This is a genomic window from Anoxynatronum sibiricum, from assembly GCF_039414295.1.
In the GTDB taxonomy this organism is placed as follows: Bacteria; Bacillota; Clostridia; order Peptostreptococcales; family Tindalliaceae; genus Anoxynatronum; species Anoxynatronum sibiricum.
Genome location: NZ_JBCITM010000003.1, coordinates 235,630 through 248,511 on the forward strand (window position 1 = coordinate 235,630; position 12,882 = coordinate 248,511).

The 12,882-nt window shown below is 46.7% G+C and carries 11 protein-coding genes; all 11 read left to right on the forward strand.

Features of this window, described 5'->3' with window-relative positions:
• Positions 1 to 293 precede the first annotated feature (293 nt).
• The gene (locus tag AAIG11_RS04765) at positions 294 to 2,867 is read left to right on the forward strand and encodes a molybdopterin-dependent oxidoreductase (protein ID WP_343185100.1); all 2,574 of its coding nucleotides are present in this window, start codon (positions 294 to 296) and stop codon (positions 2,865 to 2,867) included.
• Between the two features lie 26 nt (positions 2,868 to 2,893).
• The gene (locus AAIG11_RS04770; protein WP_343185101.1) at positions 2,894 to 3,580 is read left to right on the forward strand and encodes a 4Fe-4S dicluster domain-containing protein; all 687 of its coding nucleotides are present in this window, start codon (positions 2,894 to 2,896) and stop codon (positions 3,578 to 3,580) included.
• 68 nt (positions 3,581 to 3,648) lie between these two features.
• Positions 3,649 to 4,359: a TorD/DmsD family molecular chaperone gene (locus AAIG11_RS04775; RefSeq protein WP_343185102.1), complete on the forward strand. Its 711-nt coding sequence runs from the start codon at positions 3,649 to 3,651 to the stop codon at positions 4,357 to 4,359.
• Positions 4,360 to 4,631: 272 nt separating this feature from the next.
• Positions 4,632 to 5,552, forward strand: a complete 921-nt coding sequence (locus AAIG11_RS04780; protein WP_343185103.1) for a 4Fe-4S dicluster domain-containing protein — start codon at positions 4,632 to 4,634, stop codon at positions 5,550 to 5,552.
• Positions 5,539 to 6,561 carry a molybdopterin-binding protein gene (locus AAIG11_RS04785; RefSeq protein ID WP_343185104.1) on the forward strand — a complete coding sequence of 341 codons (1,023 nt, stop codon included), beginning with the start codon at positions 5,539 to 5,541 and terminating at the stop codon, positions 6,559 to 6,561. Before AAIG11_RS04780 ends, AAIG11_RS04785 begins: the two co-directional genes overlap by 14 nt.
• A 10-nt stretch (positions 6,562 to 6,571) precedes the next feature.
• Complete coding sequence (locus AAIG11_RS04790) at positions 6,572 to 7,807, forward strand: molybdopterin molybdotransferase MoeA (protein ID WP_343185105.1); 1,236 nt, start codon at positions 6,572 to 6,574, stop codon at positions 7,805 to 7,807.
• Complete coding sequence (mobB, locus tag AAIG11_RS04795; protein ID WP_343185106.1) at positions 7,804 to 8,349, forward strand: molybdopterin-guanine dinucleotide biosynthesis protein B; 546 nt, start codon at positions 7,804 to 7,806, stop codon at positions 8,347 to 8,349. Before AAIG11_RS04790 ends, mobB begins: the two co-directional genes overlap by 4 nt.
• A 34-nt stretch (positions 8,350 to 8,383) precedes the next feature.
• Positions 8,384 to 8,566 (forward strand): Sec-independent protein translocase subunit TatA/TatB, encoded by a 183-nt coding sequence (locus AAIG11_RS04800; RefSeq protein ID WP_343185107.1) that lies wholly within the window; start codon positions 8,384 to 8,386, stop codon positions 8,564 to 8,566.
• A 191-nt stretch (positions 8,567 to 8,757) separates the two neighbouring features.
• The gene (locus tag AAIG11_RS04805) at positions 8,758 to 9,732 is read left to right on the forward strand and encodes a deoxyguanosinetriphosphate triphosphohydrolase (RefSeq protein ID WP_343185108.1); all 975 of its coding nucleotides are present in this window, start codon (positions 8,758 to 8,760) and stop codon (positions 9,730 to 9,732) included.
• 159 nt (positions 9,733 to 9,891) lie between these two features.
• Positions 9,892 to 11,739, forward strand: a complete 1,848-nt coding sequence (dnaG, locus tag AAIG11_RS04810) for a DNA primase (RefSeq protein ID WP_343185109.1) — start codon at positions 9,892 to 9,894, stop codon at positions 11,737 to 11,739.
• Position 11,740: 1 nt separating this feature from the next.
• Entirely contained in the window at positions 11,741 to 12,853 is a 1,113-nt protein-coding gene (gene rpoD / locus AAIG11_RS04815; RefSeq protein WP_343185110.1) for an RNA polymerase sigma factor RpoD, read from the forward strand.
• The last annotated feature ends 29 nt before the right edge of the window (positions 12,854 to 12,882 follow it).

Below are 12,882 nucleotides of genomic sequence, written 5' to 3' on the forward strand. Positions count from 1 at the left end.
GCAGTGTTTTGATTTTACTGACAAATCGTGTTGCACATTATATAGAAGTGATTAGCAATTTAAACAAGTATAGAGCAAAAAACTATTCCTTGATGAAGAGAAGAGAATAAAATCATAGATACAGATAGACAAAGGTCGATGTTATAGGTATAATTGAATAAATAAATTCAATTGTTGATAAATAGCATGAACGCAGAACTACATAGAATGGTCAGCTACACGAATAGAAAGAAAGGAAGCTTTCGGCTAAGAAATGATAGTTTTATCACAATATTAACAGGAGGGTGGGTTCCATGAACATCACAAGAAGAAGATTTGTGCAGGGAGCTGTGGCAGCAGGTACTGCAGCCTTTTTCTGGCAGGCAGGATGTAATGCGCGCCTGGAAACACTGGAGGAAACAGATGCGGTGGTTGAAATGCCACAAGAAGTACAGGGTCTGGCAGCAGGTGAATGGGTTCCAAGTGGCTGTTTGGGATGTACTTCCTGGTGTGCCAAGGAAGTCTTTGTGGTGGATGGCAGAGCCATTAAAATCAGGGCGAATGCCGGTTCTAAAGTTCATGGTGGAAACGATTGCCCGCGTGCACACCTTGCCATCCAGCAGGTGTATGACCCCGATCGTATCAAACAACCCATGAAACGCACCAACCCGCGAAAAGGACTTGATGAAGATCCGCAGTTTGTACCCATTTCATGGGATGAAGCCATGGATATGCTGGCAGACAAAGTGATGGAGCTGCGTGAGAATGATGAGACTCATAAATTTGTTTTATTTCGTGGGCGTTATACCAATATCAACGATCTATTTTACAGCAGTCTGCCAAAGATTATCGGATCACCCAACAATATATCCCATAGCTCCATTTGTGCAGAAGCCGAAAAATTTGGCCCTTACTACACTCAGGGATATTGGAACTACAGGGATTACGATGTAGCTAATACCAGATATATGATCTGCTGGGGAGTGGACCCCCTCTGTTCCAACCGTCAGGTATCCCATTACCTTAATGCTTTTGGAGGTATGTTGAAGAACGGGGTACGCATTGCCACTGTTGATCCCAAATATTCCAATACAGCAGCGAAATCTGAAGTCTGGATGCCTGTTAAACCGGGGCAGGATGGTGCTTTAGCCACTGCCATGGCGCATGTGATTTTATCGGAAGGTCTCTGGTCCCGTGAATTTGTGGGTGATTTCACCGACGGTTCAAATCATTTCATTCCAGGCCAAGATGCCAATGAAGCAGATTTTGAAGAAATCTACTCCCACGGCGTGGTGAAATGGTGGAATCTTGAACTGAAAGACCGGACCCCTGAGTGGGCTGAAGAAGTGTGCGGGGTTGATGCTGACACGATACGCAAAGTCGCCGTTGATTTTGCCAGCGAAGCTCCACATGTGATGGTTTTCATGGGCGGTGGCTCCAACATGCAGGTGAGGGGCGCTTACAACTCCATGGCTGTTCATGCTCTTAACGGTTTGGTGGGAGCGGCAGAGAATAAGGGCGGTACCATCACCGGCAGAAGTGCCCGCCTTGGTTCGCTGCCCAAACCTGATGATTATATGGATGAAATGGCGACAACCAACAGCAAGCAGAAGAAAATAGACCAGCGGGGTTATTTGGAGTTTCCAGCGCTGAAAGATGGAAAGTCCGGCGGCGGCGTGGTCACCAATCGAGTGGCTGATGCCATTCTCATGGAAGATCCTTATTTACCTAAAGTGGGAATCGGGTATTTTTGCAACTTTAACTACTCCTGTCCGGAAGCAAGCCGCTGGCATGAGGCAATGTCCAAACTTGAGTTTTACGCCCACTGCGTTACCCATTATTCTGAAATGAGCCATTTTGCCGATTTACTGCTGCCTTCCACCCATCATATGTTTGAGCAGATGAGCTCGGCAGCACAGAAAGGCAATTCATTCACACATCTGTGGATTGGCGGCAGAGCCATTGATCCGGTCTATGATGTGAAAAACCCGGAATCGGAAGTGCCATGGATGCTGGCAGAGAAGATGGCAGAGCGGGGATTTTCCAATTTGATGGATTTTCTAAAAGAATTTAAAGATCCGGAAACAGGTCAGGCACCCGGCAATGGCATTGAACTGGAAACCAATGCCTTCAAAATCCTTACAGAGCCCATCTGGAATCCCGATGCCTATGTGGAAGCAGGGAACCATGGTGACAGTTTTGACGCGTGGGAAGCTTTTCTTGCAAAAGGAATCTGGAACTCTGATGAATATGAGTTCAAGAAACTTTGGGGTAAAATGCCTACTGCAACAGAGAAATTTGAATTTTACAGTGAGACCCTTAAAGAGGCCCTTGAAGGCCATGCCGAGAAGCATGGCGTGACAGCTGATGACGTGCTGGAAGCCTGCAAATACGGTGAAAGCAAGGGCGAGCGAGCTTTTGTGCCTCACTATACACCTCCTTTTATGCATGGCAGCGAACAGGAATATCCCTTTGCCTTCATTGACTGCAAATCTCACATGGCCAGGGAAGGCCGCTCGTCCAATTGTTCCTGGTTCCAGGAGTTTAAAGATGTGGATGCCGGTGATATGAAGTGGGGTGACTGCATCAAGCTGAATCCGGCTGATGCAGCTGCTCTTGGCCTCGAAGATGGCGAACTGGTCCGGGTGGTTTCACCCACCGGTGAAGCGGTGACCACGCTGAAAACCTGGAGTGCGCTGCGCCCCGGAACCGCTTCCAAAACCTACGGCCAGGGTCATTGGGCAATGGGACATGTGGCGGCGGAAGATTTCGTCGGCCGTAAATCGAGAGGCGCCAATAACAATGACTTCATGACAGCCGATTATGAGCGTCTCAGTGGATCCACCGCATTCTACGGCAGCTTTCGCGTACGAATTGAAAAAGTTTAATAATGAGCCAATCGGAGGTGTAAATCATGGCAAAATACGGAATGGTGATTGATCTTCAGAAATGTGCCGGCTGTGCGGCCTGCTCCATTGCCTGTAAGAATGAAAACAATGTTCCCGACGGGATCTTCTGGTCCCACTACATTACTGAAACCAGAGGAGAATTTCCGAAGATTACTTACACTTATATTTCAACACTTTGCAACCATTGTGATGTAGCTCCCTGTGTAGATGCCTGCCCTGTTGATCCCAAGGCAATGTATAAACAGGATGACGGGATCACCATGCATGATGAAGACAGCTGTATTGGATGCCGCGCCTGTGAAAATGCCTGTCCTTATGGCGTTATCTATTACAACGAACGGGGAGTGGCACCCTTTGAAAACTGGCAAAGCGGTGAAGCGGCAGCCCTGACAGAAAAGGTGGGAGGTACGGTGATTCCCTACTATAATCCTGATCGTGCCATTACCTACGCAGGCATACGTCGTGAAAACAAAGTTGAAAAATGCACCTTCTGCGACCACCGTGTCATCAATGGGGAATCGCCTTACTGTGTGGTGGCTTGTCCGGCAGATGCACGTATTTTTGGAGACTTGGACGATCCCAACAGTGAAATCAGCCAACTGCTGTCATCCAATGATTCAACGGTGTTATTGCCAGAAGCAGGTACACAGCCCAATGTCTATTACATCCATCGTTTCGATGTGAAAGAATAACGAGTAAAAATGAATCAACAACAGGTTTCGGCCTGTTGTTGATTCATCACAGGAAGGATGTCGGCGAAATGGAAATCTTTATTCAGCAGGAGCGGCTGCGGGGAAGTCTGTACCATCTGCTGTCCAAATGTTATCAGATTCCGGGAGAATTCCTTAAAACAGAAGAAGTGGTGAAGCAACTTCACCTGTTTCTTTCGGAAAATCATCCCAGGGCAGCAGCAGAGGCTGCCGTGATGCTGTCAGTTCTTGAATCCACCGACGATCTGAGCCCGCTGGTACAGGAGTTTCTGACACTTTTTGTCGGCCCTAAAACCCTTTTGGCACCACCCTACGGTTCACTCTACCTTGAAGATAAAGGGCAGATCATGGGGCCTTCAACTTTTGAAGCCATGAAATACTACGAAGCTGCCGGCCTTCAAAAATCCAAAACGATGCATGAACCGGATGATCATCTGCGTATTGAGCTGGAGTTCATCAGCTATCTAATTGGCCGAGTGTTGGAAAGCAGTGAGTCTAATCGGATGGAGGCGGCCGTGAAATTTGCCCAGCTCCAGACGACGTTCCTTGAGCGGCATTTGGGAAACTGGGTGCACCCTTTTGCCAATAATATGGAAAACCAGGCAACTTCAGACTACTTTAAAGCTTTGGCACGGCTGACAATCTTGTTTGTTGGACAAGATGTTTCTCAAGACAGCAAGCAGATGCTGGCCGAACTTCAAATGTTTGCACAAGAAGACCAGTCATCAGCTGAAAAGCATCAATCGCAGGAAATTAACTGAATGAAGTGGTGAGTGCTGTGAGCTGGATTACCGGATTTATCATTGATAAAATCACTGTTGCCGATCAACCTGTTTGGCAAAAAAAGAAATGCCTTACCCATGCTGGTGAAAGCTGTGAAGTCTGCAAGAACGCCTGCGCATCAGGAGCTTTGACGAAAAAACAACAGCAGGTAGTTATCGATAAGAATAGGTGCAGTGGTTGTTTTCACTGCGTGGTTCCCTGTCCTACAGGCTCATTGGCGTACCCCGCCAAGCTTTTCAGGCAGCTTGTCATGAAAATTCAAAAGACGAAAGCACCGGTGATTACCTGTGAGCAGTACCCCCACGAGGGGCATGGTGTTTTGAAATGCCTACTTGGAATCAACCGGGAGATGATGGTCATGCTGACGTTGGTCGGCGACCAAGAAACCATGACCTTAAATATGAGCCATTGCGCATCCTGTATAATAAAAGGTAAAATGGATGCGGAAAGCATTTTTCACCAACACCATCAACAAGTTCAAAAACTGTTGGCAACATGGATCCCGGTGAAGAAACTGGTCATCGCTGAAGACGTTCTTCCAGCAGTGTCTGCCACATCAGAGTCCATGAGTCGCCGTGGTTTTTTTGATCAGCTGACAAAGCAAGTTAAGGAAACTGCAGTTAGTACCGGCCAAGAGCTGTTGCAAGAGGCCGACACACAGACATATCCCATGAGAGATCATTTGCTTATTCATGTAAACAAACAGGTGATAACAGAGAATCGAGAGATGTTTCTTGACGGGATAATGGCATCACTGACAGCTGACAATCGCTGTACTGCCTGCGGCCAGTGTAAAACCACCTGCCTTCAAGGCGCCTGGCAGATAGAAGCTTCTAAAGACCGCCTGATCCTCTCTCATCATGCAACGCGCTGCAATGATTGCGGTCGTTGCCGTGAGGTTTGTCCATCCGGCGTTATAAGCAAATTGCCATTAACGGCGGCGTCTCTTTCCGGTCCAATGGTCTGCCAAACCTGGGTGTATGGTCACTGCACCAGATGTCGGAGGAAATTGTTATCTGATAAGCTCAAAATGGGTCATTGTCATGCCTGTCATAAACAGATAAGGTTAAAGCGCCAATTGTTTGAAAATGAAAGTAACGGGAGTTGCAGAGATGGTCTGACAACGCCATCGAAATCGAAGAAAGAGGAGCTGTCTTATGGAAGTGATTAAAACGCGGGATGCAGTGGGCATGGTGATCGGTCATGATCTTACAGAAATTGTTCCCGGCGAGTTTAAGGGAGTTGCCTTTAAAAAAGGACATGTGGTGCGACAGGAAGATGTGGATCATTTACTGCGTATCGGAAAAGAACATCTTTACGTCATGGAGTTAAAAGAAGGAGAGGTTCATGAGGATGATGCGGCTACCATATTGGGAAAAATGATCTGCGGTCCCGGTGTTCATTTTACACCTCCCTCAGAGGGGAAAATCAATCTGATTGCCTCTGAAGCTGGACTGCTTAAAGTTAACCGCGACTTACAAGATGAAGTGAATGATTTGGGAGACATTTGTCTGGCAAGCATTCATGGGAATCGTTCCATTGATGAAAAAGGGCTGATAGGAGGATGCCGAGTGATACCCCTGACAGTCCCACAGCAGAAGCTGTCAGAGGTGGCGGTCATTCTTGAGAACCAGGAGCCTTTGCTTCAGGTCAAACCATACCAACCCAAGCGGGTTGCCATTATTGTCACGGGCAGTGAAGTGTTTAAGGGAAGAATTGAAGATAAGTTCGGGCCAGTGGTGGCTGAAAAATTGGCGAAATATGACGTTGAGCTGATGAACAGGCAGATTGTTCCTGACGAAACACAGTGCATTCGACAGGCGGTGGAAGATGCAAAAGTTGCCGGCGCAAACTTGATTGTGGTGACAGGAGGAATGTCGGTTGACCCTGATGATAAAACCCCTGGGGCTATCAAACAAACCGGTGCAGAAATGGTGGCGTACGGCACACCGGTGCTCCCGGGAGCCATGCTTCTGTTAGCTTACCTTGATGGAATTCCAGTGTTTGGGCTTCCGGGTTGCGTGATGTTTGCACACACCACTGCCTTTGATATTTTACTTCCCCGGGTAATGGCAGATGAAACCATCACCCGACGGGACATCTCCCGGCTGGGTCATGGAGGACAGTGTCTGAAATGCGACACCTGCTCCTTCCCTGATTGTCATTTTGGAAAATGTTAGGGGGAAAAAAATGAAGACCAATGTGACGCTTGAAGTGGCGCTGTCACTTTTGTTGGATGAATGTCCCTTGACACGGTCCATTCATGTGCCGCTAATGGATAGTCTGGGCAGTGTGCTTGCTGAGGAAGTGGTATCTGATGTCAATATTCCTCCCTTTGATCGTTCGCCTCTTGATGGCTATGCCCTACGGGCTGACGATACTGTTGGAGCATCGTTGGAGGCTCCGGTGACACTGAGTGTTATCGATTACCTCCCTGCAGGAAAAGTTTCCCAAAGGGAAGTTGGAACAGGGCAGGCGATTCGTATTATGACCGGGGCGAAGATTCCGCAGGGAGCCGATGCGGTGATCCGACAGGAAGATGTGACACATGATGCTGAGACGGTCACCCTTCGTCAATCAATGAAACCGTTGGAAAATATAAGTTTATGCGGCGAAGATATTTTAATGGGAAATGTGGTGCTTCATACGGGAACAGTTATTGAACCACCTGAAATCGGTCTATTGGCATCTCTTGGCAGAAGCTTTGTTTCAGTTTACATGAAGCCCCGGGTGGCGATTTTATCCACGGGTGATGAATTGATTGAAGTTCAACAACCCATGAGTGATGGAAAAATTCGAAACAGCAATTCGTACACCGTCGCTGCGCAGATTAAAAAAACTGGGGGAAAACCCCTGATGCTGGGCGTTTGTGGTGATGATCTTTCATCAATCACAAATAAACTTCACGCTGCTCTAGGAATTGCCGACATCGTCATTACCACCGGAGGTGTTTCGGTGGGTGATAAAGATCTTGTTAAAGAAGCTTTTCAGCAGGTGGGGGCAGAAATGCTGTTTTGGCGGGTGCGCATGAAGCCAGGGACACCCATTGCGGTGGCCCGTTATGGTGAAAAACTTCTCATTGGACTCTCTGGTAATCCGGCAGCGGCCTTCATCACCTTTGAGCAATTTGTGAGACCTTTACTTTTAAAAATGATGGGGCGGGATAAATACCAGCTGATGACAGTGGAAACCGTCCTTGAAAATGATTTCATGAAGGTGAGCAATCAAAATCGGTTTGTTCGTGCCACAACCGTTTACCGTGAAGGTGGATTCTATACCCGATTTCCAGGAAGGCATAGTTCGGGCGTGCTTTCGAGTCTTTCAGGAAACAACTCGTTGTTCTACATTCCCGCCGGTAAGGGACCATTTACCCGGGGGCAACGAGTAACCATACAACTGCTTGATCAGCCGGAGGTGAAGGCATGATCCCTGTATTTTCGATTGTGGGAAAAAACTCCAACACAGGAAAGACTACACTGATGTGTCAGGTAATTGATATTTTGAAACGAAGAGGGTATCGGGTTGGGACAATTAAACACGATGTTCATGGGTTTGATATGGATCATCCGGGAAAAGACACCTGGAAGCATGCCCAGGCCGGCTCTGACCTGGTGATGATCTCATCACCGGAAAAATTTGCAATGATACAGAAGGTTGAGACTGAGCGAAAATTGGAAACAATTGTTGCTGAGATTAACAATGTGGATATTCTCATCACAGAAGGCTATAAACGTGAAAAATACCCAAAACTGGAAGTGTTTCGCCAGGCGGCAGCAGATGAACTATTGTGTGAGGAAGAGGAAATGTTTGCGTTGGTGACAGATAAAGTTTTCGACGTAAAAGCACCTCAGTTTGGGTTTGAACAGGTGGAGGAATTGGTGGATTTGATAGAAATGACATTTCTATCAAATGGGAAGCGGACCCATGAATCTGCTGATCATCAGATGACTGGCCTTTCCACACACTGAAGGTTGACTCGATAATAAATAAGGAGGAGTTAACATGGGTCGAATTGGATTCCAGGAACTGCTGGTGGTTTTTGGTCTGGCACTGCTCATATTTGGGCCCTCGAAACTGCCTGAAATTGGCAAATCGCTTGGAAAAGGACTTCGCGAGTTTAAACAGGCAACCCGCGAAGTGAAAGAAAGCATCACTGTAGAAGAGGCAGAGAGCCCTGAGAAGTAATCAATAATTGAACACATGAAACCCTGACGGTGAAGAATCATTCATTTTACTGATTCAATGTCAGGGTTTCCATATTTTTATCCAGAACCCATTGAGGGTTTTTCATTTTTTTGATATACTGTAGAGCTTATGAGCCTTTTGGCAAACAGCATTTAGGGTATTGATACGGATAACAAAGGAGTTGATGGCGATTGTCCGATAAAATCACCATTCGAGCCATGACAGAAATGCGCGAAAAGCAAACACTGGCACCTTATGCCCAACTGAGTGCTGATACCCAGGGTCGCGAAGAACCAGAACCCAACTGTGACATTCGCACCGTCTATCAGAGAGATCGGGATCGAATCATTCATTCTGAGTTTTTTCGCAGATTAAAGGGAAAGACCCAGGTGTTCATTTTGAAGTCAGATTTTTACAGAACGCGTTTGACCCATACCCTTGAACTCAGTCAAATTGCTCGCACCATTGCCCGGGCGCTGGGACTAAATGAGGACCTTATTGAAGCCATTTCCCTTGGCCACGACCTGGGCCACACCTGTTTTGGTCATAGTGGCGAAGAAGTACTGCAGCGGCTGACGGGATTTTTTTCCCACAACGTACAGAGTCTGCGTATCGTTGACCAACTTGAACGGGAGGGACGGGGATTAAACCTCACGGTTGAAGTGCGTGACGGCATTCTGAATCACACCGGCGATGGCATTCCCATAACAATGGAAGGAAAGCTGGTAAAAATTGCCGACCGAATTACCTATCTTTGTCATGACATTCAGGACAGCTTGAGTGCAGGCATTCTTAAAGCAGAAGATATTCCTCCTGCTATTAGGAACACCCTGGGAGACAGTCACAGCCAACGAGTGAACAGTTTTGTGCAAGACATGGCCATGGAAACGGCCCGGCAACTGGCACTTGGGAACGAACCCCGCATCTATCAAAGTTCGCATATGGAAGCTGTGATGCAGGAACTGCGCAGTTTTATGTTCGAAAAAGTGTATTACGGAGAACTGTGCATGCGCGAAAAAGAAAAAGCCACGCATATCGTTGAATGCCTTTACCGTGAAAACACCAAAAATATGACACCCCGGGAATCAGCAGACCTAATTGCAGGCATGACAGATGAAGCAGCTATTAAGGCATTTCAGGAGTTGATGATTCCGATTCCCAGTTAGAACTGATGTCATTTAATGTAAGGGTTAATAATGCACTGTAAATATATTGAGAACTTTTTTCGCCAATTGGCAGGACTTTTAGATTTCATGTCGAATAAGGTATCACTGAGTGGGATTACCTGCTTAAACTATTTGCAACTCAGAAATGGTGTGTGCATGTTGAGTAGACATATACCAGATGAAATTGTTCATGAGATCATAAGCCGAAACGACATTGTTGAAGTGATCAGTGAATATGTGCCATTACAGCCAGGCGGAGCTAATCATCGCGCCTTGTGTCCCTTCCATAATGAAAAAACACCGTCTTTCATGGTGAGTCGTGAAAAGCAGATGTTCAAATGCTTTGGGTGTGGGAAAGGCGGTGACGTGGTAGGGTTCATAATGGAGAAAGAAAATCTTGACTTTGTTGAGGCACTGAAAAAACTGGCCCAGCGAATTAACTTGCAGATTCCTGAAGCAGAGATGACACCCCAGGTCCGGCAGGAGTTGCAGGAACAACACCAGCTTATGGATCTACATCGAGATGCCGCTTCCTTTTATTTCAAATGCCTTAAGAAGAGGGGCAATGCCGGTGCCAGATATCTGGCCGGGAGGGGATGGAGCATCGAGACCATTAAACGTTTTGGCTTGGGGTATGCCCCAGACCAATGGGATGCTTTGTGCCGCTACATGTCCACCAGAGGATATTCCAACGAGTTGCTGGAAAAAGCCGGGTTAGCCATCTTAAGCGAGAAAGTGACAGGAAATAAGCGGCATTATGACCGTTTCAGAAATCGTGCGATGTTTCCGATTTTTGACATTCGAGGCAATGTCGTAGCCTTTGGAGGGCGAATTCTGACTCCGGAAGGAACACCCAAATATCTAAATTCACCTGAAACCCTCCTCTTTAATAAACGTCATTTACTGTATGGTCTCAATATCGCACGAACACACCTGAGACAACACACACTGATTCTGGTGGAAGGCTATACGGATGTGATCACCCTTCATGAAAACGGATTCCAAAACGCAGTTGCCACTCTGGGAACCTCCCTGACACCGGATCATGCCCGACTGGCTGAAAAAACTGCCAAGCGGGTGATCTTATGCTTTGATGGAGACCAGGCGGGTGAACAGGCTGCCCAGCGTAGTATTCGGATTTTCCGTCATACTGAGGTTGAAGTCAAAATTCTCACGCTGCCCCATAAAACCGACCCGGATCAATACGTGAAAGAGAAAGGTGCTGAGGCTTTTGAGCAACTGTTGCAGAAAGCCCCCACTGCTGTCGAGTACCAAATTTCTCTCATTCGCCGCAGGCACTCGTTGGCGACAGTGGAAGGGAAAGTGCATTTTGCCAGGGAAGCATCAGACGTTCTGAAACAGATAAAAAGTATGGTTGAACGGGAGGCCTACGCTGCCCGGGTAGCTGAAGAAATAGGTGTTTCCAAAGCTTCTTTCATGGAGGAGCTCCAGCAGGGTAAACGCAGCTATGAGATTCGAGATTATGGAAAGAATAAAGATGCGTATGCTGCTCGTCGGCTTTCTATTGAGGCTATGACACCTGTTGAACGTGATGCTGTGATTAAAATGGAATGCCAGTTTCTTAAATGGACCCTCCGGCATCCTGAATACCTGCTTCAATTGGGAGAAAAAATTGAAGCAAGCCTTTTTCAACACACCACCCATCAGGTATTATTTCGATTAATGATAGAAAATCACGAATTACTTCAAAAAAAACCTGCAGAAAAAGATTTTTTTGAAGGATTTGAAGAAGAAATGGCGAATATTGATGCAGCTGAAGATTGTGATCTTTCATTGGAAGACATGATTCGGCGATTTACTCAATATATGAAAACTCAACAGCGTCAGCAACAGCTGAAGCAGTTGGAGGAGAAGCAACGGAAGCTGTTGGATAATCAGGAATTGAACCCGAAAGAGAAGGAAGATGAAATGCTTAAACTGGGAATGGAAATCAGACGCATCAACATAGAACTGCAAGAGCTGTACATGCAGAAGGGAGGGAAATAGTATGGATAGTCAAACCATCGATTTAACCAAGGAAATGTTGAAAAAACTCCTTGAAAAAGGGCAAAAAGACGGATCCCTCACTTACGAGGAGATCATGAATGCTCTTGAGAAGGCTGAGTTGGATAAAGATCAAATTGACGATCTGTATGATCAATTTACAACCTTAGGCATCGATATCATTGGTGAAGAAAAAGAAGATGACCTTGAGTTGGATGATCCGGATCTTGAAGAAGATCTTAAAATTGATGAACCGGTGGAGGATGATTTATCTCTGATGAAAGGGGTAAACATTGACGATCCGGTACGCATGTATTTAAAAGAAATTGGCAAAGTGCCTTTGCTGACAAGTGCAGAAGAAATAGATCTGGCCCAGCGTATGGAACAGGGTGATGAGCAGGCAAAGAAACAACTGGTTGAGGCTAATCTACGACTGGTGGTTAGTATTGCCAAGCGGTATGTTGGGCGAGGCATGCTGTTTCTTGACCTGATTCAGGAAGGGAATTTGGGCCTGATTAAAGCTGTTGAAAAGTTTGATTATCGTAAAGGCTACAAGTTCAGCACCTACGCAACCTGGTGGATAAGACAGGCGATTACCCGTGCCATTGCCGACCAGGCCCGTACCATTCGTATACCAGTGCACATGGTGGAGACCATCAACAAATTGATTCGCGTTTCGCGTCAATTGCTTCAGGACCTGGGTCGGGAACCAAAGCCCGAAGAAATCGCCCGTGAAATGGATATCACAGAAGAAAAAGTGCGGGAAATTCTTAAAATCGCCCAAGAGCCAGTCTCTCTGGAAACACCTATTGGAGAAGAGGAAGACAGTCATCTGGGAGACTTCATCCCTGATGAAGATGTACTGGCTCCGGCAGAATCAGCGGCATTCTCTCTCTTGAAGGAACAACTGGTGGAAGTACTGCACACTTTAACGGTACGGGAGCAGAAAGTGCTGCGCCTACGTTTTGGACTTGACGATGGCCGGGCCCGCACACTGGAAGAAGTGGGTAAAAAGTTTCAGGTTACCCGGGAACGCATTCGACAGATTGAAGCAAAAGCGTTGCGCAAGTTACGTCATCCCAGCCGCAGTAAAAAGCTGAAAGACTATCTGGAATAAGACGAATGAAAAACCTGGGATTCGCATTT